Raw genomic sequence first — 24,981 nt, 5'->3', positions numbered from 1 at the left:
ATCTTGCGATGCTCCTGATGGAGCGTCCAATCGAACGGCGGCTTTTGCTGCGGTCGGCCTGGCTCCGATGTGCGCGCTGGAGGGTGGTGCTCGGTCCGCGCCCATCGCGCGTCCGGCGGTGTTTATTTGCTCATAGATCGGCCGGCTTCGCCCAATCTTGAATCGGTAGCAGGATATCTGCGCGCACGGCACTGCCGACGGCAGCCATTGCCTGGCCAGCGCGGCGTGGGTGACGCAAGCACTTCCGGGCATCCATCTCCTTGTTCAAATAGCTCGGCGGTTCCGCGCGGCGACGAGTGCCTGTCAAACCCGCTTCATCCGCGGCGTCTACGCTGAGCGGTCAGTGAGCGCAAGCTCGTCGCCGGTCTCTCCCCGTGGTCGATCACAGCCGTCGTCGCTTTCTCGCCCGCACGTCCGTGGCCCTCGGGGCCGGTGCGGCCATGCCGCTGCTGCCGGGCGTCATCCGCAGCGCGCTGGCGGTGCCGCCGGCGCGGGTCACCGGCACGCTGCAGGACGTGCAGCACGTGGTGATCCTGATGCAGGAGAACCGCTCCTTCGATCATTACTTCGGCTGCCTGCGCGGGGTGCGCGGCTATGGCGATCCGCGGCCGTTGCGGCTGCCAAGCGGCAAGCCGGTCTGGTACCAGCCCGAGCGCAAGGGCGGCGATCGCTATGTGCTGCCGTTCCGGCTCAACAGCCAGACCAGCAGCGCGCAGTGGATGAAGGATCTCAACCACGACTGGAAGGGCTCGCACGAAATCTGGAAGCATCACGACGCCTGGATCGCGCAAAAAAGCGCGATGAGCATGGGCCACTTCCAGCGTGAGGACCTGCCGTTCTACTACGCGCTGGCCGACGCTTTCACCATCTGCGACGGCTACCACGCCTCGCTGTTCGGCCCGACCAATCCCAACCGCATGTACATGTTCACCGGCACCAGCGGCCTGAGCGTCGGCAACGATGGCGAGCAGGCGGTGAACAACCGCGACGACGGCAACTGGACCGCGGACATGGCGCGCGACAATCCGCGCTTCCCCGGTTACACCTGGAGCACCTATTCCGAGCGCCTGCAGTCCGCCGGCATCAGTTGGCAGGTGTATCAGGAGTTCGACAACTACGGCGACAACAGCCATCCGTACTTCGCCAACTTTCGCAAGCTGGACCGCGCCTCACCGCTGTACCGCCGCGGCCGCGCGATCGTGCCCGGTTCCACCGCCGACAATGCCAAGGCCTCGCGCGGCGAGCACCTGGTCGCGGCGTTCGCACGCGATGTGCGCGCTGGCACGCTGCCGCAGGTGTCGTGGATCGTCGCGCCATACCTGCTCAGCGAGCATCCCGAGGCCACGCCGGCCTATGGCGAGTCCTTGAGCGCGCGCCTGCTGGAGGTGCTGGCGGCCTCGCCGGAGGTCTGGTCGAAGACGGTGTTCCTGATCAACTACGACGAGAACGACGGCTTCTTCGACCACGTGCCGCCAGCGTTGCCGGCGATCCGGCCGGAACTGGGCGTCAGCAACGTGGACCTGCATGGCGAGGACTATCACGGCGTGCCGGTCGGCCTGGGGCCGCGGGTGCCGATGCTGGTGGTGTCGCCGTGGAGCCGCGGCGGCTGGGTGAACTCGCAGGTGTTCGACCACACCTCAGTGCTGCGCTTCCTCGAACGCCGTTTCGGCGTGATGGAGCCGAACATCAATCCGTGGCGCCGCGCCGTCGCCGGCGATCTGACCTCCACGCTGGATTTCGTCGGCCACGATCCGGCGCCGGTGGTGTTGCCGGACACCCGCGACTACATCGCGCGCATCGACGCCACCGCGACGCTGCCGCCGCCGCAGCGTCCCGCGCAGCAGGCGCTGCCGGTGCAGGAACCCGGCCAGCGCCAGGCGCGCGCGTTGCCCTACGATTTCGACGTGCGGCTGCAGGTGCAGGCGGATGCGCGGGTGTTGCGCATGCGCAACCGCGGCGACGCTGGCGTGGCGCTCAATGCCTATGCCGACGATGGCATGGCCGGGCCCTGGTTCTACACGCTCGCCGCCGGCAGCGAGCTGCAGGATGCGCGCGCGTGGCGCGGCGATGCCGCCGATGCCGGCTACGCGTTGCGCGTGCACGGGCCCAACGGGTTCCTGCGCGAGTTCCATGGCGACGGGATCGGCGATGCCGGGCTGCAGGCGGAGGCCGACTACGATGCCGCCGCGCAGTGCCTGCTGCTGACGCTCGGCAATGCCGGCACGCAGCCGTGCACGCTGCGGGTGCACGACGGGTATCGCGGCGATGGCATTGAGCAGACGCTCACGCTGGCCGCCGGCGATCGCGCCGTGCTGCGTCTGCCGTTGCAGGCGCAGCACCACTGGTACGACCTGACCATCGACAGCGCGACCCTGCCGCAATGGCGCCGTCGCCTGGCCGGGCACATCGAAACCGGCCGTCCGAGCATGAGCGACCCGGCGATCGGTCGCGCGGTCAACGCGTAGGGAGTGTCGCAGTCCAACGCGGTCGCGGTTTCTGGCTGTACCCGGTCGCGGCTGAAGCCGCTCCTACGGGCGGCCGTGCGGCTGTCGTAGGAGCGGCTTCAGCCGCGACAGCTCCGAACGCATGCGATCCGCAACGCCGGTCCATCCTGCTTGACCGCCTCGCACCACACATAGTTGCTAGCCCTAAAAAGCAAACGCCGCCGCTGCAAGAGCAGCGGCGGCGCGTGATGCCTTCCCTGGCAGTGTCGCGTCGGCTCAGAACTTGCCGCTGAAGGTGACGAAGAACTGGCGCGGCGCACCGGCCATCAGTGTCTGGTTGTAGCCGTTGGGGTCGGAGACGACATAGCCGTTGGTGCCGACGGTGGCGAAGTAGCGCTTGTCGAACAGGTTGGTGACGTTCGCGCTCAGGCCCAGGTTCTGGAACATGCCGACCTGGCCGAAGTCGTAGCCGGCGCTCAGGTCGAAGCGCCAGTAGCTGGGCACCGACGAATCGTTGAGGTAGCTGATGTAGCGGCGGCCGGTGTACTTGCCGTCCAGCGAGGCGTGCCAGCCGGCGTTCTCGTAGGCCAGGCTGCTGGAGAACATCCACTCGGGGATGCCGACCACGCGCTTGCCGGAGGTGGCCACCACGCCGCCGTTGAGGTAGTCGTCCTGGTAGGTCGAGTCGTCATAGGACAGCGAGTTCAGCCAGCGCAGCTGTTCGATCGGACGCCAGATCACCGCCAGGTCGGCACCCTGGCTACGCACCGAGCCGACGTTGTTGAGCGTGGCCGAGCAGGTCTGGATCGCGCTGCACGGCGAGGTCACCAGCAGGCGGTCGTCGAAGGTGGTGTGGTACAGCGCCAGCGACGCTTCCACGCCGGCGCCGCGCACGCGGTAGCCCAGTTCGTAGGTCTGCGCGGTCTCCGGCTCCAGCGAGCCCTTGATCGCGTTGAACGCGGCCTGCGATTCCTGGAACGGGGTGAAGCCGAAGCCGGCCATGTTCTTGTTGTAGGAGGCGTAGACCTCCTGGTGCTCGTCGATCTTGAAGTTGGCGCCCACCTGCGGCAGCAGGTCCGAGTCGGCCTTGATCTCGCCGGCGGCATTGGACGCGGACGGCACCTGCGACTGCGCGGTGGTGTCGACGATCAGCTTCTTGGCGCCGAAGTTCAGGGTCAGCCGCTCGTCGAGCAGGCGCAGCGTGTCCTGCGCGTAGACCATGGTGGTGTCGGTGTCGTAGTGCTGGGCGAAGCCGCGCGCGAACAGGGTGCCGTTCTTGTTGAAGTAGTACAGATCGGTGAACGGGCCATCGAGCAGGAAGTAGTTGCGCTCCTGCACGGTCTTGGCGTTCTGGTACCAGCCGCCGACCTCGATCTCGTTGCCGGCCACGGTGAAGTTCAGCGAGCCGGTGACGCCATGGCGGTTGAGGCGGTAGTCGGTGGTGCGCATCGACAGCGGCACGCTGGCCGAGGACGCGACGTACGGCGTGGTCCACTGCCCTTCGCCGTTGTTGTCGTGGTAGTAGCCGGTCAGGTTCAGCGTGGCGCTGCCGCCGAGGTTGAACGTGCCGCTGAGTGCGGCCAGGTTGTCGCGGCGCAGGCCGGCGCCGGAGTAGTAGGACGCGTCGGCCTTGTCGTAGTCGGCCGGCAGGCCGTTGAGGCTGGCCGGGTAGCTGCCCTTGCCGTTGAGCGCGTTGGCGATCTGCACCGCGCTGTTCCAGTCCGGCATCAGGTAGTCCCAATCCCAGCCGAGGACCCGCTGCGAGGTCAGCGACAGGTCCATGATGTCGTATTCCTTGCGGTGCGAGCTGTCCAGGTACAGGCTGACGCGATTGCCGTCGCCCCACTGGTACAGCGCCTTGGCGTTGGCCTGGTTGTACTCGTTGTTGCCGTAGCCCTTCCACTTGTCCATTTCGCCGTGCACCAGCGAGGTGTACAGCGAGAAGCCGTGGATGTCGCCGGTGTCGCCGCGCAGGTAGGTGCGGCGGGTGCTGTCCGAGCCGAGGGTCTGGCTGAAGCGGAAGCCGGCGTCGGCATCCGGATCGGCCGAGTAGTAGCGCACGGTGCCGCCGAGGTTGCTGCTCGACGGCGTGCCCAGGCCGCCGGCGCCCTGCGCCAGCTCCACCGAGGCCACGTTCTCGGAAATGATCGCGCGGGTCACCTGCAGGCCGTCGGTGACGCCGTAGCTCATGTTGCCCAGCGGCACGCCGTCCAGGGTGAAGCCTAGGCGGCTCTGGTCGAACCCGTGCAGGCTGATCGCGGTGGACCATTCGTAGGCGCCGAACGGGTCGGCCGACTGGAACTGCACGCCCGGCAGCTTGTCCAGGACCTTCAGCGCGCTGGTACCGGGGGCGGCGATTCCGATGTCCTCACGGGTGATGCGCTGCACCTGGCGGGTGGTGCCGCTGGACACGACGGTGATCGCGTCGAGCATGGTGGCATCGTTGCCGCTCGCACTGGCCGCCGCATCGGCGGTGGCGGTGGCGGCGGCCGGCGCGGTCTCGGCCAGCGCGGCGAAGGCCGGCAGGGCGGACACGACGGCGAGCACCAGCGCGTGCGGGCGCAAGGATCTGGAAGTGGGGGTCATCGAAAGTCACCAATCATGAGGGGGAGACGTTCCGGTCCTGCCGCGCGGGGCGCGGGCAGCCGGCACCGGGCCGGTACGCGGCCCGCCCGCCACGATGCAACGGTTTTGTGAACGTTTCGGGGCGGTCCGATGTCGGCTGTGGGACAGCGCGCGGAACGTGGGTGATGGCGATCACCGCCGATCCCGGCCTTGCCGCGCGGGCGACGGCGGCGACGACGCGCGGCATCGCAGTGCCGGTGGCGCGACGTATGATGCCGGGCCTGCCACCGCCGCCGCCTTCGATGAAGCTCGCCATCCTGTCCCGCAACACCAAGCTGTACTCGACCCGGCGCCTGGTCGAGGCCGGCCGCGAACGCGGGCACACGGTGCGCGTGCTGGACCCGCTGCGCTGCTACATGCGCATCGCCGCCGGCGCCTTCACCATGCATTACAAGGGCAAGCCGATCACCGGCTACGACGCGGTGATCCCGCGCATCGGCAATTCGGTGACCCGCTACGGCACCGCGGTGCTGCGGCAACTGGAGATGATGGGGGTCTGCACCCCCAACCCGTCCGACGCGATCCTGCGCGCCCGCGACAAGCTGCGTGCGCACCAGCTGCTGGCGGCCAAGGGCATCGACATGCCGATGACCGTGTTCGGCGACAACCCGGACGACACCGGCGATCTGCTGTCCATGCTCGGCCCGCCGCCGCACGTGGTGAAGTTGAACGAGGGCACCCAGGGCACCGGGGTGATCCTGACCGAGAAGGCCAGCGCCTCGCGCGGCGTGGTCGAGGCGCTGCGCGGGCTGTACGCCAATTTCCTGGTACAGGAATTCATCGGCGAGGCCGAGGGCGCCGACCTGCGCTGCTTCGTGGTCGGCAACCAGGTGGTGGCGGCGATGCGCCGCACCGCGCCCGAGGGCGACTTCCGCTCCAACCTGCATCTGGGCGGCACCGCCGAGAAGACCGCGGCCAGCCGTGGCGAGCAGGAGGTGGCGGTGCGCTCGGCCAAGGCGCTGGGCCTGGGCGTGGCCGGCGTCGACCTGATCCGCTCGCGACGCGGTCCGCTGGTCCTGGAGGTCAACTCCACGCCGGGCCTGGAAGGGATCGAGACGGTCTGCGGGCTGGATATCGCCGGCAAGGTCATCGACCACCTCGAAGCCTGCCTGAAACGAAAGAAATCAGTGGCTTAGCCGACTCTGTGGCCGCGGGTTCTGGCTTAACGCCGGTTTAATTCCGCCCTGCGTAAGCTTCATCGGACCGCAGCTCTGCCCTCCTCAGCAGGAACGGTAATCGGGATAGAAAACTTTCGGCCCAGGCAGCCCCGCTGCCTGGGTCTTTTTGTTGGCGATCGCTTGCCGGCCCGCGCGCGGCGTGCTGCTTGCCGCGGCGTTTGGGCGGGGGCTACATTGCCGGCTGGGTCCGGTCTGCAAGGGGAAGGGGATGAAACGCTCGATGGCCTTGGTGCTGGGCATGCTCCTGGCGAGCGCGGCGGTGGCGGCGCCCAAAGGTGAGGCGCCCATGAACGTGAAGAAAGCGTTCGCGCAGCAACTCAGTACAATCCGGCAGCAATTGAACGACGGCAAGACCTATTCCGAAATCAATGCTGACGATCGCAGCAAGGTCGAAGCCGCATTGGCGCGAATGGCTGCGATACTCGATGCCCACCAGGACGTGGGCACCTTGAAAGAGGAGCAGAAGGTCGCGTTGTTCAACGATCAGGAAACGGTGAATACGCTGCTGACCAAGGCGGCGGCGGACAGCCGGATGGTATGCAGGCGCGAGGCCGTCACCGGTTCGCTGCGCACCACCACGCAATGCAAGACCGTGGCGGAACGCCGCCGCGACAACGAGGATGCGCAGGAACTGATGCGGCGCAATCCAACTGGCAAGTACGACTGACGGGGTAAATGTTGGTGCGAATTCTAGTGATCGAAGACAACAGCGACATCGCTGCCAATCTGGGCGACTACCTCGAGGATCGCGGCCACACCGTCGATTTCGCCGCCGACGGCGTCACTGGCCTGCACCTGGCGGTGGTGCACGAGTTCGATGCGATCGTGCTCGATCTCAACCTGCCGGGCATGGACGGCATCGAGGTCTGTCGCAAGTTGCGCAACGAAGCGCGCAAGCAGACCCCGGTGCTGATGCTCACCGCGCGCGATTCGCTGGACAACAAGCTCGCCGGCTTCGATTCCGGCGCCGACGACTACCTGATCAAGCCGTTCGCGCTGCAGGAAGTGGAAGTGCGGCTCAACGCGCTGTCGCGGCGCGGCAAGGGCGTGCACACCCGGGTGCTGGAGACCGGCGACCTGGAATACAACCTGGACACGCTGGAAGTGCGCCGCCAGGGCAAGCTGCTGCAGCTCAATCCCACCGCGCTGAAGATCCTGCAGGCGCTGATGGAAGCCGCCCCGGCGGTGGTGACCCGGCAGGAACTGGAGACCCGCGTGTGGGGCGAAGAGTTGCCCGACTCCGATTCGCTGCGCGTGCACATCCACGGCCTGCGCGCGGTGGTGGACAAGCCGTTCGACGTGCCGATGATCCAGACCCGCCACGGCATCGGCTACCGCATCGCCGCGCCCGATGCCTGAAACGCCGGCGTTGCCGCGGGTCGTGCGGCGGCGCGGGCGCTACCGCCGCCGCCTCCGCAGCCGCATCATCCTCTCGTTCGTGCTGTTGGGCTTCGGCCTGACCGCGCTGTTCGCGTTCGCCACCAACTGGGCGCGCGCGCGCGTGGAGAACCAACTGGTCGAGGTGGTGCTGAACCGCAACATCGACGAATACTCGCACCGGTTCTTCTCCGATCCGTCGAAGAATCCGGATCTGCCGGTGCAGCAGATGGTCGGGCGGGTGGTGAAGAGCGACCGCTTTGAAGCGCTGCGACGTGAGCAGCCGGAGTGGTACAACTTCTCTGACGGCATCCACAACGTGTCCGGTCGCGACGAAACCGGCAAGCCGTTCTCCTACAAGGTGGCGGTGCGCAAGACCCCGAATGTCTGGTTCTTCCTCGCCTACGACATGACCCAGACCATGCAGGGCGAGGTGCAGCTCAAGCGCACCCTGATCCTGTCTGTGCTGGTGTTCAGCGCGTTGTCGCTGGTGATCGGCTGGTGGTCGGCGTCGCGGGTGATGCGGCCGGTGTCGGACCTGGCGGCACGCTTGCGCGCCTATCGCGGCAGCAGCGATCCCAAGCCGCTGGCGCCGCACTTTCCCGACGATGAGGTCGGCCAGCTGGCCGAGGCGCTGGACGACTACTCGGCGCGCCTGACCGAAGTGGTGCAGCGCGACCGCGAGTTCAATGCCGACGTCAGCCACGAGTTGCGCACGCCGCTGGCGGTGATCCGTGGCGCCACCGAACTGCTGCTGACCCGGCCCAATCTCGACGACAAGGTGCTGCAGCGCCTGCAGCGCATCCAGCGTGCCGAACAGCAGTGCAGCGACCTGATCGGATCGCTGCTGCTGCTGTCGCGCAACGAGCGCGGGCAGGGCCACAGCAACGTCGCCAAGGTCGCCGAGCAGTTGATCGAGTCGCATCGCGCGCAGTTGGGCGGCAAGCCCCTGCAGTTGCTGCTGGAAGGCGAGCGCAACCTCACCATCGATGCGCCGGAAGCGGCGCTGTCGGTGGCGCTGGGCAATCTGATCGGCAACGCGGTCAAGTACACCCAGGAAGGCCAGGTGGTGGTGCGGGTGCTGAGCGATGCGGTGCAGGTGATCGATTCCGGCCCCGGCTTGAGCGAGGAGGATGCGGCCAAGCTGTTCCAGCGCGGCTATCGCGGCACCCATGCCGGGCATTCGCAGGGCGGCGGCATCGGCCTGTCGATCGTCAGCCGGCTGTGCGATCTCTATGGCTGGCAGGTCAACGTGCGCCCGGGCGCCACCAAGGGCGTCGTGGCGACGCTGTGGTTCAAGCCGGCCTGAGGCGGGCGACGACGCGTCCGCCGCACCGGCGCACGCCGCTGTTCCGCCATGCGGTCGCAGCATGGCGATGGCCCGCCGCAGACACGACAACGCCCCGGCGAGCGGGGCGTTGTCGGGACGCGCGCTGCAGCCGTCAGCCGGCCAGGTCGAAGCGATCCAACTGCATCACCTTGGTCCAGGCGGCGACGAAGTCGCGCACGAACTTCGCCTGCGCGTCGGCGCTGGCGTAGACCTCGGCCACCGCGCGCAGCACCGAGTTGGAGCCGAACACCAGATCGGCACGGGTGCCGGTCCACTTCAACGCGCCGCTCTTGCGGTCGCGGCCTTCGTAGACGTCCTTCATCTCCGAGGTCGCCTTCCACTCGGTGCCCATGTCCAGCAGGTTGGCGAAGAAGTCGTTGCTGAGCACGCCCGGGCGATCGGTGAACACGCCATGTGCGGACTGGCCGCTGTTGGCGCCGAGCACGCGCAGGCCGCCGACCAGCACGGTCAACTCCGGCGCGGTCAGAGTCAGCAACTGCGCCTTGTCGATCAGCAGCGCTTCGGCCGACAGCGCGTAACGGCGCTTGGCGTAGTTGCGAAAACCATCGGCGATCGGTTCCAGCACCGCGAACGATTCCACGTCGGTCTGTTCCTGCGAGGCGTCCATGCGGCCGGGCACGAACGGCACCTGGACGGTCTGTCCGGCCAGCTTGGCCGCCTGTTCCACCGCCGCGACGCCGCCGAGCACGATCAGGTCGGCCAGCGAGATCCGCTTGCCGCCGCTCTGGGCGCCATTGAACTGCGTCTGGATGCGCTCCAGCGTGGCCAGCACCTGTGCCAGTTGCGCCGGCTGGTTCACCTCCCAATCCTTCTGTGGGGCCAGGCGGATGCGCGCACCGTTGGCGCCGCCGCGCATGTCCGAGCCGCGGAAGGTGGAGGCCGCGGCCCAGGCGGTGGACACCAGTTGCGCCACGCTCAGCCCGGAGTCGAGCAGGGTCTTCTTCAGTGCGGCGATATCCTGCGCGTCGACCAGCGGGTGGTCCACGGCCGGGATCGGGTCCTGCCACAGCAGTTCTTCGGCCGGCACGTCGGGGCCGAGGTAGCGCGCACGCGGGCCCATGTCGCGGTGGGTCAGCTTGAACCAGGCGCGGGCGAAGGCATCGGCGAACTGCTCCGGGTTCTCCAGGAAGCGGCGCGAGATCTTCTCGTAGGCCGGGTCGAAGCGCAGCGCCAGGTCGGTGGTGAGCATGGTCGGCAGGCGCTTCTTCGACGGATCGTGCGCGTCCGGGATCACCGCCTCGGCGTTCTTGGCCACCCACTGGTGCGCGCCGGCCGGGCTCTTGCTCAGCTCCCACTCGAACTTGAACAGGTGCTCGAAGAAGTCGTTGCTCCAGCGCGCCGGGGTCTTGGTCCAGGTGACTTCCAGGCCGCTGGTGATGGTGTCGCCGCCCTTGCCGCTGCCGAAGCTGTTGGACCAGCCCAGGCCCTGGCTCTCCAGGTCGGACGCTTCCGGCTCGGCGCCGACGTGGTCGGCCGGGCCGGCGCCGTGGGTCTTGCCGAAGGTGTGGCCGCCGGCGATCAGCGCCACGGTCTCTTCGTCGTTCATCGCCATGCGGCCGAAGGTGTCGCGGATGTCCTTGGCCGCCAGCAGCGGGTCGGGGTTGCCGTCCGGGCCTTCGGGATTGACGTAGATCAGGCCCATCTGCACCGCGGCCAGCGGGTTCTCGAGGTCGCGGGTATGGCGCACTTCGCTGTCGTCGTCCTTCACCAGCACGCCGTGCGCCTCGTCCACGCCCGGCGAGCCGTGCGCGTAGCGCTCGTCGCCGCCCAGCCACTTGGTCTCGCGGCCCCAGTACACGTCCTGGTCCGGCTCCCAGGTGTCGGCGCGCCCGCCGGCGAAGCCGAAGGTCTTGAAGCCCATCGATTCCAGCGCGACGTTGCCGGTGAGGATCATCAGGTCGGCCCAGGAGATGGCCTGGCCGTACTTCTGCTTGATCGGCCACAGCAGGCGCCGCGCCTTGTCCAGGCTGACGTTGTCCGGCCAGCTGTTGAGCGGGGCGAAACGCTGCTGGCCGCGGCCGCCGCCGCCGCGGCCGTCGCCGGTGCGGTAGGTGCCGGCGCTATGCCAGGCCATGCGCACGAACAGCGGACCGTAGTGGCCGAAGTCGGCCGGCCACCAGTCCTGCGAATCGGTCATCAGCGCGTGCAGGTCGCGCTTGAGCGCTTCGAGATCGAGCTGCTTGAACGCCTTGGCGTAATCGAACTGCGGGTCCAGCGGGTTGGAGCGGGTGGAGTGCTGGTTGAGCAGGTCCACGCGCAACTGCTTGGGCCACCAGTCGCGATTGCTGGTGCCGCTGCCGCTGGCAGCCTGGTGGAACGGGCATTTCGATTCGCTGGTCATGGGAGGCTGCCTCTGTCTCGATGGACGATGTGGTGGCGTGGCGCCGCGATCATACGGCGGCGCTGCGGTGAAACTGGAGACACGATAGGCGCAAGCGGTCATCTATAGAATTCGAATTATTCTAATCAATCGATAGTGATTGGCTATCGCTGCATTCGACGGAATGGCTGGCCGCTTGAACCTTCGGGCACGTGTCGGCGTATCCGGCCCATGTGCGCTGGGTCGGCTGCGCTCGCTATCCTGTCGCGATGACCCAACGCGCCACCCGCCTGCTGCGCCTGCTCGATGCCCTGCGCGGGCGCCGCCGGCCCGTGGCCGGGGCGCAACTCGCCGCCGACCTGGGGGTGAGCCTGCGCACGCTGTATCGCGACATCGCCAGCCTGCGCGGGCAGGGCGCCGACATCCTCGGCGATCCCGGCGTGGGCTACGTGCTGCGCCCCGGCTTCCTGCTGCCGGAACTGAACTTCAGCGAGGACGAACTGGAAGCGCTGACCCTGGGTGCGCGCTGGGTGGCGAGCCAGGCCGACCCGGAGCTGGCGCAGGCCGCGCAGCGCGCCATCGCCCGGATCGGCGCGACGCTGCCGGCGCCGTTGCGGCTGGCGCTGGAGACCAGCGGGCTGCTGGTGCCGGCGGCCACGCCCGCGCAGCCGGCGGCGCCATGGTTGCCGGTCCTGCGCCGCGGCATCCGCCTGGAGCACGTGCTGCACCTGGACTATGCCGACGCCGGCGGCAGCGCCTCGCAACGGCGCGTCTGGCCGTTCGCGATGGCCTTCCTGGGCGGCTACGGCATGATCGCGGCGTGGTGCGAATTGCGCGGCGATTTCCGCCATTTCCGTGCCGACCGGGTGCTGGCGTTGCGCGACGACGGCGAGCGCTACCCGACGCGGCGGCATCAGCTGATCCGACGCTGGCGCGCCGCCACCGGGTACGGCGTCGGCTCCTGACAGCAGGTGTCAGCAGGGGCCGCGCAGACTGCGCGGCGTCCACCACGGAGTCCGACCATGTCCCACGATCTTGTGCTCTACACCCACCCCATGTCGCGCGGCCGCATCGCGCGCTGGATGCTCGAAGAAACCAGCCTGGCGTACCGCGCGCAGATCCTCGACTACGGCACCGGCATGAAGGCGCCGGCGTATCTGGCGATCAACCCGATGGGCAAGGTGCCGGCGCTGGTCCACGGCACCACCACCGTCACCGAGAATGCGGCGATCTGCGCCTACCTGGCCGACCTGGTGCCGGAACGGCAACTGGCGCCGCCGCCGGGATCGCCGGCGCGGGGCGATTACTACCGCTGGCTGTTCCTGCTGGCCGGACCGGCCGAAGCCTTCCTCACCGCCAAGCAGCACGGCACGCTGGCCCCGGCGCACAGTGCCGGCTACGGCCATGGCGAGGATCTGCTGGACCTGCTGGAGCAGGGCGTCGCCGGTCGCGCGTACCTGGCCGGCGACCGCTTCAGTGCGGCCGACCTGTATGCCGCCGCGTTCCTCGGCTTCTACACGCGCATCGGCGTGCTGCAGGCGCGGCCGGCGTTCGTCGCGTTCGCGCAGCGGCACATGGCGCGGCCGGCGGCGCAGCGGGCGGCGGCCATCGACGATGCGCTGCTGGCGGCGCATCCGAATCCGTTCATGCCGCGCCCGAGCGCCGTGCCGGCGAGCGCCTAGCGGAATGTGGAGGGCTGGCGGTTGGGTCATGCCGTATGGCCGGACCCTCACCCCAACCCCTCTCCCGCGGGAGAGGGGCTAGTGCGCTTCCTTCTCCCCTCGGGAGAAGGTGCCCCGAAGGGGCGGATGAGGGTACGGGCGCAGCCTCGTGGTCCTGACGCTGCGAGACGCTTCGCGCCGCACCCTCACCCCAACCCCTCTCCCGGGGGGAGAGGGGCTAGTGCGCTTCCTTCTCCCCTCGGGAGAAGGTGCCCCGAAGGGGCGGATGAGGGTACGGGCGCAGCATCATGGGTCCTAACGCTGCGAGACGCTTCGCGCCGGACCCTCACCCCAACCCCTCTCCCGGGGGGGAGAGGGGCTAAAGCCGCAGGCCGCCTACAGCAGCGACTTGAGCCGGTACAGCGCTTCCAGCGCCTGCTTGGGCGTGAGTTCGTCCGGATCCAGTGCGGCCAGCGCCTCCTGCGCGGCGGACGGCGTGGCCGCGAACAGGCCGAACTGCTGCGGCGCGTCCAGCGCCTGCGGCGCCATCTGCGAAGCGTGGCTCTCGCCGCCGCGTTGTTCCAGTTCCGCCAGACGTCGCCGCGCCTGCGCCACGGTGGTCCGGGGCAGGCCGGCCAGCGCCGCCACCTGCAGGCCGAAGCTGCGGTTGGCCGGGCCGTCCTTGACCGCATGCATGAACACCAGGCGGTCGCCGTGTTCGACCGCGTCCAGGTGCACGTTGGCGATGCCGCTGGGGCCGCCTTCGACCGATTCGTCGGCCAGCGCGGTCAGTTCGAAATAGTGCGTGGCGAACAGCGTGTAGCAGCGGTTGTGGTGGGCGAGGTGACGCGCCACCGCGTCGGCCAGGGCCAGGCCATCGTAGGTGGAGGTGCCGCGGCCGATCTCGTCCATCAGCACCAGCGACTGCGCGGTGGCGTGGTGCAGGATGTAGCTGGTCTCGGCCATCTCGACCATGAAGGTGGACTGGCCGCGCGCCAGGTCGTCGCCGGCGCCGATGCGGGTGAGGATGCGGTCGATCGGGCCGATCACCGCGCGCCGCGCCGGCACGTAGCTGCCGATGTGCGCGAGCAGCACGATCAGCGCGTTCTGGCGCATGTAGGTCGACTTACCGCCCATGTTCGGGCCGGTGATCACCAGCATGCGTCGATCCGGGTGCAGGTCTAGGTCGTTGGGTTCGAACGGCTGCTCGCGCACCGCTTCCACCACCGGGTGACGGCCGCGTTCGATGCGCAGGCAGGCGCCGGTCTCGAGCTCCGGCTGGGTCCAGTCCAGCGCCTGCGCGCGTTCGGCGAAGCCGGCCAGCACGTCCAGCTCGCTGAGCGCGGCGGCGGCGCGCTTGAGCGGCTCCAGGCGCTCGCCCAACGTGTCCAGCAACCCTTCGTAGAGCAGCTTCTCGCGCGACAGCGCGCGCTCGCGCGCCGACAGCACCTTGTCCTCGAAGTTCTTCAGTTCCTCGGTGATGTAGCGCTCGGCGTTGGTCAGGGTCTGGCGCCGGCTGTAGTGCACCGGCGCCTTGTCGGCCTGGCCCTTGCTGATCTCGATGTAGTAACCGTGCACGCGGTTGTAGCCGACCTTCAGCGTGGCGATGCCGCTGTTGGCGCGTTCGCGCGCTTCCAGGTCGATCAGGAACTGGTCGGCGTTGGTGCTGAGCCGGCGCAGTTCGTCCAGTTCGGCGTCGTAGTCGGCGGCGATGACGCCGCCGTCGCTCAGCTTGAGCGGCGGCTGTTCGGCGATCGCCGCCGCCAGCAGATGCGCGATCTCGTCGTGCTGGCCCAGCTCCGCCGCCAACGCCGCCAGCCGCGGCGAATCCAGCGGGGCGAGGATCGCGCGCACCTTCGGCAGCAGGCCCAGGCCGTCGCGCAGGGTGGAGAAGTCGCGCGGGCGCGCCGAACGCAGGGCGACGCGGGTGAGGATGCGCTCGACGTCGCCGAGCGCGCGGAACGCCTCGCGCAGGTCGGCGTCGGCGCCGCGGTCGATCAGCGTGCCGACCGCGTGGTGGCGCTGCACCAGCACCTCGCGCAGACGCAGCGGACGGTGCAGCCAGCGCCGCAGCAGGCGCCCGCCCATCGGCGTGACCGTGCTGTCGAGCACGCCGAGCAGGGTGTTGCGGGTGTCGCCGTCCACGCGGGTGTCCAGCTCCAGGTGGCGGCGAGTGGCCGCGTTCATCGCGATCGCCTCGCCGGCGGTCTCCATCGCGATCGCCGTCAGATGCGGTAGGCGCTGTTTCTGGGTTTCCTCCACATAGCCGAGCAGGGCGCCGGCGGCGGCGGTGGCGCGTGGCTTGTCGTCGATGCCGAAGCCGCTCAGATCGTGCAACTGGAAGAACGCCAGCAACTGGCGACGGCCGCTGTCGGCATCGAACAGCCACGGCGGCCGCCGGCGCACGCCGCGGCGCTCGCGCAGGAATTCCGGCCACTGGTCCTCGTCGGGCACCAGCAGTTCGGCCGGCTCCAGCCGCGCCAGTTCCGCTTCCAGCGCGTCCTCGCTGTCGACCTCGTTGACCAGGAAACGGCCGCCGGCCAGATCGGCCCAGGCCAGGCCGTAGCCGTGCTTGTTGCGTGCGATCGCCATCAGCAAGGTGTCGCGGCGCTCGTCCAGCAAGGCCTCGTCGGTCACCGTGCCGGGGGTGACGATGCGCACCACCTTGCGCTCGACCAGGCCCTTGGCCAGCGCCGGATCGCCGATCTGCTCGCAGATCGCCACCGACTCGCCCAGCGCCACCAGCCGCGCCAGATAGCCCTCGTAGGCATGCACCGGTACCCCGGCCATCGGAATCGGTGCACCGCCGGAACTGCCGCGCTGGGTCAGGGTGATGTCCAGCAGCCGCGCGGCCTTGCGCGCGTCGTCGTAGAACAGTTCGTAGAAATCGCCCATGCGGAAGAACAGCAGCAGGTCCGGGTACTCGGACTTTGCGGCGAAGAACTGTTTCATCAGCGGGGTGTGCTCCGCTGCGCTTCCAGGAACTTGGGTCTTTTCTCGATTCTGCATCTGATTCAGTGACTTAATGAATTTCGGGGTGACTGTCCGTGGACAAGTATGGACGGGTGCCCGCAGCAAATGACAGCGTGGCGCGTCGCCAGCCCGGTGCGTGGTTCGATGCGCCACCTGCCGATCCGCGGTGCAACGTCGGGGTCGCACCGTTGCCGCCGGCGACGGCAAGAAGGTCAATCGCGAGACAGTGGATGTCCGGTGCGCACGCGGTACGTGCAATGCCAAGTCCGCAGCAACCGCGTGCGAGTCGTCTCGGCGCCAGCTGCAATTGTCCGTAAAAAAGGGGATCGGCGACAGCACGCAGTGCAATTCCCGAGCACGCGGCGGCGGATCGGCCACACGGTGACGTTGTGGCCGTTGAACGACCGTGTGTCGCTGCGGGCAGGACTGTTTCGCCGTTGGAAAAGCTAAGATCCGGGCTTGTGTAGAGCCGGAGGCGTCCATGATCGATCGTCGTACCTTTCTTGCCACGGGTGTCGTGGCCGTCGCCGCGGGCTTCAGCGCATCCGCCGCCCAGATCGTGGCCGCGCCGCGCCCGAAAGGGCCGGCACCGTGGGGCGCCGTGCCAAGCGCGCGGCAGCTGCGGTGGCACCGGTGGGAGCAATACGCCTTCGTGCATTTTGCGATGAACACCTTCACCGACAAGGAATGGGGTTACGGCGACGAAGATCCGCGCAGATTCGATCCCAGCGATTTCTCCGCCGATCAGATCGTCGCTGCGGCCAAGGCCGGCAACCTCAAGGGGATCATCTTCACCGCCAAGCACCACGATGGCTTCTGCCTGTGGCCGACGCGCCTGACCGAGCATTGCATTCGCAATTCGCCCTACAAGAACGGCAAGGGCGACATCGTCGGCGAAATGGCCGCGGCGTGCCGGCGTGCCGGCCTGGCCTTCGGCATCTATCTCTCTCCCTGGGATCGCAACCACGCCGAGTATGGCCGTCCCGGCTATCTGGACTATTTCCGCAAGCAGATCGTCGAGCTGTGTACGGGTTATGGCGACCTGTTCGAGTTCTGGTTCGACGGCGCCAATGGTGGCGACGGTTACTACGGCGGAGCGCGCGAAACCCGCAAGATCGATGCCCCCGCCTACTACAACTGGCCGCGGATGATCGAGCTGGTCCACCAACACCAGCCGATGGCCTGCACCTTCGACCCGCTGGGCGCAGATATCCGTTGGGTCGGCAACGAGGAGGGCGTGGCCGGCGATCCGTGCTGGCCGACCATGCCCAATGCGCCTTACACGCAGGAAAACGGCAACGCCGGCGTGCGTGGCGGGGCCCTGTGGTGGCCTGCGGAAACCAACACCTCGATCCGCCCGGGCTGGTTCTACCATGCCGACGAAGACGGCAAGGTGCGCAGCCCGGAGAATCTGGTGCGCTACTTCGATACCTCGGTCGCGCGCGGCACCAACATGAACCTCAATCTTCCGCCGGACCGACGCGGCCGCATCGCCGACCACGACGTCGCGGTGTTGAAGAGCTTCGGCGACGCGATCCGCGCCAGCTTCGCCATCGATCTGGCCAAGGGCGCCAAGGCCAGCGCCAGCGCGTCGCGCGGTCCGGGGTTCGAGCCGGAGCGTGTGCTCGACCGCCAGCCGGACAGCTACTGGTCCACGCCGGACGACGTCACCACGCCGACGCTGACGCTGGAACTGTCGGCGGCGCACAGCTTCGACCTGATCCGGCTGCGCGAATACCTGCCGCTGGGCGTGCGCGTCACCCGCTTCGCGATCGACGCCGAGGTGGATGGGCAATGGCAGCGCTTGGCCGAAGCGCAATGCATCGGCGCGCAGCGGATCCTGCGGCTCGATCGTCCGGTCGCCGCGCGCCGTGTGCGCCTGCGTGTGCTCGAGGCGCCGGTCTGTCCGGCGATCAGCGAATTCGCGCTGTTCCGCGCAGTGGCGCCCGTTGCGGTCGCGCGGCCCACGGCGAACGCGCCGGACGTGCTGTCCACCGCGGGGTGGCGCATCGTCGCGGCCAGCGCGCCGGGAGCGGAGAAGTTGCTCGACGACGATGCCGGCACGATCTGGGTCGTGCCCGCTCCCACGCCGGGCCATCCCGTGCAGGTGACCATCGACCTCGGTGCGCTGCGCCAGGTCGCCGGCTTCAGCCTCACCCCCTCGCGCACGGTGATGAACGGTGCGGCGCCGCCGAAGGGCTATCGCGCCGAAAGCAGCGAGGATGGCCAGCATTGGCAGCCGGCCGGCGGCGGCGAGTTGTCCAATATCGCCTACGCGCTCTCGACCCAGCGGCTGAATTTCCCCGAGGTCCGGCAGATCCGTTACCTGCGGCTGTCGTTCGCCGAAACGGCTCTGCCCGCCGAGCGGCTGGCGATCGCCGGTATCGGTGCCTTCTCGCGCTTGCGATGAGGGCTGGCGCTCCCGCGCCGCGATGCGCGGTGGGGGAGCGGGCATCGCGGGGGCGATGCAGCTTCGTGGCTGGGGCGATGCTGGCGAGGCGTCGTAGATCGGCTTCGGAATGAAGCGTCGTAGGAGCACCAAGCCGGGAGCGCATGACGATGGCGCCGCACGGCGCCTTGGAAGCGCGCGCCCGCCTCAGGCGACGAACGGCCGCGGCCTGGTGCGCACACTCTTCAGCGCCAGCCGCGCAGGCACCAATCCGGGCGCGGTCGCTTCCAGTGTCAGCGTGCCGGCATCGCGCGTGGTTTGCAGCAAGGCCATGCACAGGCCGTTGAAGGCGCGGCGCTGGTCGGCCTTGTCGGGTTCGTGGCTGGACGGGTCGCCGTTGCCCACGCCGATCAGACGGCCGGGGCCGCGGACGGCGAAGCGCACGGTGTCGCTGGCGGTCGGGACGACGCGGCCCTTGGCGTCGACGATCTCCACCGCGACCACGGCCACGTCCTCGGCGTCGGCCAGCAGATTCGCCCGTTCGCAGCGCAGGCGCACCGCTGCCGGGGCGCCCACGGTCTCGCGGAGCTGCGTCAGCACCTGCTTGCCGCCGCGATAGCCGCGCGCTTCGATGCGGCCCGGTGCGTAGCGCACGCGCCACTCGACGTGGCCGTAGGCCGGCACCTGCTGCAGGCCCTGGCTGACGCCGTTGACCAGCAGTTCCACCGCGTCCAGGTTGCTGTGGCACCAGACGTCGACCATGCCGTTGTCGCGCTCGTCCAGCAGGCCGTCCCAATTCCAGTGCGGGAACAGGTGCAGCACCGGCGCGGCGGTCCATTGCGCGCGGTAGTACCAGTAGTTGTCCTTGGGGAAGCCGCAACTGTCGAGGATGCCGAACTGCGAAGCCACGTTCGGCCAGCGGTTGTACGGGGTCGGCTCGCCGCGGTAGTCGAAGCCGGTCCAGACGAAGCCGCCGGCGATGTACGGGCGCTGCGCGACATAGCTCCACCAGGCTTCGGCGCTGCTGGCCCACCAGGGGTAGTCGAGGTCGTAGGCGCGGGCATAGCCGCGCACGTCGTCGGTGCGGTAGTTGCCGCGCACGCCGACGGTGCTGCCGGTCTCGCTGCCGTAGACCGGGATCTGCGGATGGCGCGCATGGAAGGCGTCCATCTGCGTGGTGCGGTAGTTGAAGCCGACCACGTCCACGACCTGGCTGACGCCGTCGTCGAAGCCCTTGTCCATGGCGAAGGTGGTGGGGCGGCTCGGATCCAGGCGCCGCACCAGGCGCTGCATGCGCGCGACGATGCGCGCGCCGCGAGCGGTGACCATCTGCGGCTCTTCGTTGCCCAGCGACCACAGCATCACGCAGGGATGGTTGCGGCCGCGCCGCACCATCGACGTCAGTTCGGCCATGGCCTCGTCGTCGGAGGACATGCGCCGGGTCTCGTCGATCAGCAGCAGGCCCAGCCGGTCGCACAACTCCAGCACCGCCGGCGAGGCCGGGTTGTGCGCGCTGCGGTAGGCGTTGCAGCCCATCGACTTGAGCTGGCGCAGGCGCCATTCGTGCAGGCGGTCGGGAATGGCGGTGCCGACGCCGGCATGGTCCTGGTGGTTGTTGGTGCCGTGCAGCTTGTAGGCCGCGCCATTGAGCAGCAGGCCGCGCTGCGGATCGAACTGCAGGCGGCGCACGCCGAAGTGGGTGGTGGTCGCGTCGCAGGTGCGGCCGTCGCCGAGCAGGCGCGTGGACAGCGTGTAGCGTTGAGGGTTCTCCGGCGACCACGGCGCGGGCGTGCCCAGGTCCAGGGTTTGCTGCACGCGCTGCACCACGCCGGGCTCGACCGTAATCGGTGCAGAACTATTCTGGGCGACGATGCGTCCGTCCGGCGCGCGGATCACCGAGACCACGCTGCACTGCCGCGGCGTCGCGCCGTGGTTGCCGAGTTCGGTCTCCACCAGCGCCTGCGCGTCGCCGCCGTCCCAGGCGCTGCGCACGGACACGCCGTCCATCGGCACGTGCAGCGCGTCGGTGGTGCGCAGCCAGACGTGGCGGTAGATGCCGGCGCCTTCGTAGAACCAGCCTTCGCCGAGCGTGGCATCCACGCGCACGGCGATGATGTTCCTGGCGCCGTAGTCGAGCACGTCGCTGAGGTCGACTTCGAAGCCGCAGTAGCCGCTGCCGTTGCGGCCGACGATGTGGCCGTTGCAGAACACGATGCAGTCGCGGAACACGCCGTCGAATTCCAGGCTGATCCGCTTGCCCAGGTCCTCCGCCGGAATCTCCAGCACGCGCCGGTACCAGCCGATGCTGGTCTGCGGATCGGTGCGGCCCAGCGGCTTGTAGCCGTGCGCGGCGGCCGGGTCTTCGCCGTTGAGCAGGGTGGAGGTCGGATCCTGGCGCGGCGGCAGCGCCACCGCCCAGTCGTGCGGCAGGTCGATGCGCTCCCAAGCGCTGTCGTCGAAGCCGAGCAGGGCCGCATCGGCGGTGTCCTTGCCGGCCTTGGCGTAGGTGCGCTGGAAGGTGCCGAAATTGAAGTCGCGCGCCGGGTCGTCGGCGTGGCCGAGATGGAAGCGCCAGCCGCCATCGCACAGCAGGCGCTGGCGCGGGGCATCGTCGTCCAGATCCAGCGAGAGTGGCGCACTGGCATCGCTGCCGATGGGCGTGGCGGCCAGCGTGGCCGGCGCCAGCGCCGCGGCGGCACCGGGCACCGCCACCTGCACGCCGCCGGCGACCAGCGAGCGCAGCAGGTCGCGGCGGCTCAGTTCGATCATGGCTGCGCGTCCTGCGCCGGCGCGGCACCCTTGCCGGTTGGCGTGGCCGGCGCCGGTCGGTAGGCGTGCTGCATGAAGCCGATGCCGGGCAGCAGCTCGTTGCCGTGGCGGAAATCGAAGAAGCTGGCGTTCTCCCACGAGGAGCCGACGCCCCAGCGGGTCTTGCAGGTGTTGCTGGTCCAGGCCGGCTCCCAGTACACGACGCCGCTGCCGCCGTTGTCGACCACCAGTTGGGTGAGGTCGACCAGGTAGTTCAACTGGCCCTGCGGGGTGGCAGGGTAGCCCTTGATCAGCGAGTCGGCGCCGAGCAGGTTGGGCGAGGGGTCGCCGCTTTCCAGCGTCCACGGATAGGCGGTCTCCACCACCATCACTTCGGCCGGATAGCGCTGGCGCAGGCGCTTGATGGTGGCGCCGAGCTGGTCCATGGTCTCGCGCGACCACTTGCGGTAGTAGCTGATGCCGATGAAGTCGAAGTCGCGCACGCCGGCCTTGGCGGCGTCGGCGAACCACGGCTCCACGTTCTCCGGCTGGGCGATGTGCAGCATCACCTTGGGCTTGATCGTCGAGCGCGCGCCGGCGTCGCGCACCGCCCTGATGCCGGCGTTGAACAGTTTGGCGTTGCGGGTCCAGTCGATCGGCCGGCGCTTGTCCCAGGGCTGGCTGTCCATCAGGTCGGAATTGCTCTCGTTGCCCACCTGCACCAGTTCCGGCATCAGCCCGGCGCGGTCCAGCGCGCTGAGCGTGTCGTAGGTGAAGCCGTACAGCGTGCGCGCCAGTTCGTCCTGGTCGGTGATGTTGGCCCAGGCCTTGGGGATCAGTTGTTTGTCGCCGTCGGCCCAGTCGTCGGAGTAGTGGAAGTCCAGCAGCACCTGCATGCCCTGTGCGCGCGCGCGGCGGATGGTCTTCTTGACGTCGCTCAGGTCGCTGTAGCGGGTCCAGCGCGCATCGTTCCACAGGCGCACGCGCACCAGGTTGGCGCCGTGCGCGTGGAACAGCTCGAACGGGTCGCGCACCGCGCCGTGGTCGCGGTACTGCACGCCGCAATCCTCCATCTCGTTGACGTAGGACAGGTCGGCGCCGAGGTACAGCGTGCCGGCGCCGGCCACGGGCGCGGCGAGGGCGGTGGCGAGGGCCAGCGCGAGCGCCGGCAGCCAGGTGCGTCTGGATCGCATGCGGGTCTCCACCGGCTCAGAACGTGTAGGTCGCTTCCAGAGCGAAGCGGCGGCCGAACAGCTGGTAGCCGCCATCGTCCTGGTTGGCGAGCCGGTTGCGCTTGTTGTCGCTGTAGGCGCGCAACGGTTCGTTGGTCAGGTTGCCGACCTGGAACTTGAAGACCAGGTGCTCGCTGTAGCGCCAGGCCAGGCTCAGGTCCACCGTGCCTTCGCTTTCCAGTCGCGCCAGTCGCGCCGCGTTCCAGCCGTACACCACGGTGTAGGGGCTGTGGTACTTGTAGCCGATCCGCGCTTCGAACTTGCTGTTGTTGTACCAGAGGTCCAGCGTGCCGGTGTTGCGCGCCAGGCCGCTGAGCGGCAGCGGATTGTCCGCCGGCGAGAACTCGTGCAGGTTGGATTCCACGTACGAGTAGTTCGAGTAGATGCCGAAGTTCTCCATGTGCGGGATGAAGAAGAACGGGGCCTGGAAGGTCAGCTCGGCACCGTTGATGTAGCCGCCGCCGCCGTTGAACGGGCCGCTGATCAGGTAGTCGCGGCCGTCGATGGTCTCGTGCTGGGTCTTGTAGCCGATGCTCGAATCCACCCACTTGCGGTACAGCGCGAGCGCCGCCAGCGCTTCCTTGTGGAAGTACCACTCGTAGGACAGGTCGAGCTGGGTGGCGCGGAACGGATTGAGTTGCGGGTTGCCGCCGCTGCCGGTGAGCTGGCCGACGGTGGTGTTGGGATCGTCGAGCGCGCGCCCGGTGCGCAGTTCGTCCAGCGGCGGCCGCGCCATCACCTTGGCCACCGACACGCGCAGGATGCGCTCGGGATCGATCAGGAAGTTGACCGTGGCGCTGGGCAGCACGTCGGTGTAGGTCTTGCCGGCGCTGCTCGGCTGCACCACGCCGCCGACGGTGTCGTAGCCATGGCTGTCGGTGTCGGTGTGGACCACGCGCACGCCGGCGTTGCCGGTGACGTCGACGCCGAACCACTGCGAACTGAACACCGCCTTGGCGAAGGCCTCGCGCACGTTCTCCTCGACGTTCCAGTGATCCAGGCGCTGCTCGGCGGCCAGGCTGGGATCGAAGCCGCCGAAGCCGAGCTTGGCGATCGCGTCCAGGTCGCCGCCGGTCAGGGTCGGCACGTTCAGGTCCGGCATCGTCACCGGGTAGATCAGGTCCTGGTAGGCCGAGATCGGCTGGCTGTAGCCGGACTGGAAGCTGGTGAAGTGGCGGTTCTGCTTCTCGCGGCGTGAGGCGCGCGCGCCGAACTCCAGCGCGGTGACCGGCGAATCGGCGATCGCGCGGCTCGCGCTCAGCGCCAGCGCGGCGATGCGGTCGCGCAGCGCCTGCGGCTCGGTCTGGCCGCTGATGCCCCATTCCGGCGCGTCGGAACTGGTGCTGATGGTGGGGGTGACGCCATGGCGGAAGTCGAACGACACCGTGTCCGGGTTGCTGCCGAAGCGCACCGCGCGCCAGTCGTTGTCGCGCTTGGCCTGCGAGAACGACAGGTCGCTGCCCAGCGTCCACACGTCGCCGCTCCACTTGGCGTTGAGGCCGCCGGCCGCCAGCGTCTTGACCTCGTTGTAGTTGGCGATGACGTGGTCCACCTGGAGGTTGGAATTGGCCAGGGTGCCGGCCACGACGTCGCCGTCGACGATGGTGTAGGACGAGCCCGGGGTGGTGTACGGATTGCTGGCCGAGTAGATGCTGTAGCCGAGGTTGTTGAACCAGTTCTGGCGCTGGTCCTCGTCGATGCGGATGCGCGAGTACAGGCCGTCGAGCTTGAGTTCCAGGTTGCCCGAGCGCCACTGCACGGTGCCCATGGCGCCGGTGCGGGTCTGCTCGGTCAGCTTGAGCTGGTCGGCCGCGCCCCAGGGGGTGTAGTCGACCTTGCCGTCGCCATCCACATCGCGTGCGTTGCTGGCGTCGGTGTAGCCCCAGCTGCCGATCGAGACGCCGGCGTTCTTCTGCTTCTGGTAGGTGGCGCCGAGCGCGACCGCCAGGTTGTCGTTGATGCGGTGGATCCAACTGGCGCCCAGGCGCTGGCCCCACGGCGAGTAGTCGCGCGCGTCCTTGGCCTCGTCGTAGTAGACCGGGCCGGCGGTGGCGACGAAGGTCGGGCCGGTGTGGTCGAGCGGGTTGATCGTGGAGATGTCCACGGTGGCGGCGATGCCGCCGGCGATCAGGTCCGCCGATGGGGTCTTGTAGACCTTGACGGTGGAGACGATCTCGGTGGGGAAGACTTCCCAGCGCACCGCGCGGTTGGGTTCGGAGGAGGCGATCTCGCGGCCGTTGACCGTGCCCATGGTCATGCGCGGGCCGAGGCCGCGCACCGTGGCCAGGCTTTCGTTGCCGCGGTCGCGGGTGCCGTTGACGCCGGGCAGGCGCACCAGCGCCTCGGCCACGGTGACGTTGGGCATCTGCCCCATGTTGTCGGCGGAGATGACCTCGACCACGTGGTCGTCGAGCTGCTTGGCCTGCACCGCCTGTTCCAGGCTGGCGCGCTGGCCGACCACCATCACGTTGTCCAGGGTGACCGGCTGCTGGCCGTTCTTGGCGTCGGTCGTGGCGGGCGGCGTGGCTGCATCCGCCGGATCGGCGCTGGTGCTCTGCGCGTGCGCGGCGAAGCTGCCGGACAGGGCCAGGACGATGGCCGCGCCCAGCAGGGTGCGGGCGGCAGGGCGGTGCGCGCGCCGGCCGAGCGGGCGACGGGACTGTTCCAAAGGCATTTTTGTTCC

14 protein-coding genes are annotated in these 24,981 nt (G+C 68.7%); 8 read left to right on the top strand and 6 right to left on the bottom strand.

Going from position 1 to position 24,981, the window contains the following annotated elements; all coding sequences use genetic code 11:
- Positions 1–374 precede the first annotated feature (374 nt).
- The gene (locus tag AC1PK7_RS15650) at positions 375–2,465 is read left to right on the top strand and encodes a phosphocholine-specific phospholipase C (RefSeq protein ID WP_481098731.1); all 2,091 of its coding nucleotides are present in this window, start codon (positions 375–377) and stop codon (positions 2,463–2,465) included.
- Positions 2,466–2,720: 255 nt separating this feature from the next.
- On the opposite strand, the gene AC1PK7_RS15645 is transcribed toward AC1PK7_RS15650, so the two are convergent.
- Complete coding sequence (locus AC1PK7_RS15645) at positions 2,721–5,030, bottom strand: TonB-dependent receptor family protein (protein WP_481098730.1); 2,310 nt, start codon at positions 5,028–5,030, stop codon at positions 2,721–2,723.
- A 281-nt stretch (positions 5,031–5,311) separates the two neighbouring features.
- Here AC1PK7_RS15645 and rimK point away from each other — a divergent pair, with 281 nt between their 5' ends.
- From rimK to AC1PK7_RS15625, 4 genes are all read left to right on the top strand, one after another.
- On the top strand, positions 5,312–6,205 hold the full coding sequence (gene rimK / locus AC1PK7_RS15640; protein ID WP_371180870.1) for a 30S ribosomal protein S6--L-glutamate ligase: 894 nt from the start codon (positions 5,312–5,314) through the stop codon (positions 6,203–6,205).
- Between the two features lie 250 nt (positions 6,206–6,455).
- Entirely contained in the window at positions 6,456–6,914 is a 459-nt protein-coding gene (locus AC1PK7_RS15635; RefSeq protein ID WP_029561761.1) for a hypothetical protein, read from the top strand.
- Positions 6,915–6,928: 14 nt separating this feature from the next.
- Entirely contained in the window at positions 6,929–7,606 is a 678-nt protein-coding gene (locus AC1PK7_RS15630) for a response regulator transcription factor (RefSeq protein ID WP_010340533.1), read from the top strand.
- Complete coding sequence (locus AC1PK7_RS15625) at positions 7,599–8,933, top strand: sensor histidine kinase (protein WP_029561762.1); 1,335 nt, start codon at positions 7,599–7,601, stop codon at positions 8,931–8,933. Before AC1PK7_RS15630 ends, AC1PK7_RS15625 begins: the two co-directional genes overlap by 8 nt.
- A gap of 133 nt (positions 8,934–9,066) precedes the next feature.
- On the opposite strand, the gene katG is transcribed toward AC1PK7_RS15625, so the two are convergent.
- Positions 9,067–11,316, bottom strand: coding sequence for a catalase/peroxidase HPI (gene katG, locus AC1PK7_RS15620; RefSeq protein WP_481098729.1), 2,250 nt, complete (start codon positions 11,314–11,316; stop codon positions 9,067–9,069).
- A 248-nt stretch (positions 11,317–11,564) separates the two neighbouring features.
- Between katG and AC1PK7_RS15615 the strand changes: the two genes are divergently transcribed.
- Both AC1PK7_RS15615 and AC1PK7_RS15610 read left to right on the top strand, forming a co-directional pair.
- Positions 11,565–12,260: a helix-turn-helix transcriptional regulator gene (locus AC1PK7_RS15615; RefSeq protein WP_481098728.1), complete on the top strand. Its 696-nt coding sequence runs from the start codon at positions 11,565–11,567 to the stop codon at positions 12,258–12,260.
- 57 nt (positions 12,261–12,317) lie between these two features.
- Positions 12,318–12,977, top strand: a complete 660-nt coding sequence (locus AC1PK7_RS15610) for a glutathione S-transferase family protein (protein WP_481098727.1) — start codon at positions 12,318–12,320, stop codon at positions 12,975–12,977.
- Between the two features lie 375 nt (positions 12,978–13,352).
- On the opposite strand, the gene mutS is transcribed toward AC1PK7_RS15610, so the two are convergent.
- Positions 13,353–15,965, bottom strand: a complete 2,613-nt coding sequence (gene mutS / locus AC1PK7_RS15605) for a DNA mismatch repair protein MutS (protein WP_481098726.1) — start codon at positions 15,963–15,965, stop codon at positions 13,353–13,355.
- A gap of 445 nt (positions 15,966–16,410) precedes the next feature.
- On the opposite strand from mutS, the gene AC1PK7_RS15600 reads away from it, so the two are divergent.
- A complete protein-coding gene (locus tag AC1PK7_RS15600) occupies positions 16,411–18,339 on the top strand; it encodes an alpha-L-fucosidase (RefSeq protein ID WP_481098725.1) in 1,929 nt (642 codons plus the stop codon).
- A 186-nt stretch (positions 18,340–18,525) separates the two neighbouring features.
- On the opposite strand, the gene galA is transcribed toward AC1PK7_RS15600, so the two are convergent.
- The 3 genes from galA to AC1PK7_RS15585 are packed head-to-tail and all read right to left on the bottom strand — an operon-like array spanning position 18,526 to position 24,972.
- Positions 18,526–21,087: a beta-galactosidase GalA gene (galA, locus tag AC1PK7_RS15595; RefSeq protein ID WP_481098724.1), complete on the bottom strand. Its 2,562-nt coding sequence runs from the start codon at positions 21,085–21,087 to the stop codon at positions 18,526–18,528.
- Complete coding sequence (locus AC1PK7_RS15590) at positions 21,084–22,259, bottom strand: glycoside hydrolase family 53 protein (protein WP_481098723.1); 1,176 nt, start codon at positions 22,257–22,259, stop codon at positions 21,084–21,086. The genes galA and AC1PK7_RS15590 overlap by 4 nt, the downstream gene beginning before the upstream one ends.
- 16 nt (positions 22,260–22,275) lie before the next feature.
- Complete coding sequence (locus AC1PK7_RS15585) at positions 22,276–24,972, bottom strand: TonB-dependent receptor (protein ID WP_481098722.1); 2,697 nt, start codon at positions 24,970–24,972, stop codon at positions 22,276–22,278.
- Positions 24,973–24,981 lie beyond the last annotated feature (9 nt).

Source organism: Xanthomonas sp. NCPPB 3174 (genome assembly GCF_056725205.1).
This window is presented reverse-complemented; position numbering and strand designations above follow the sequence as displayed.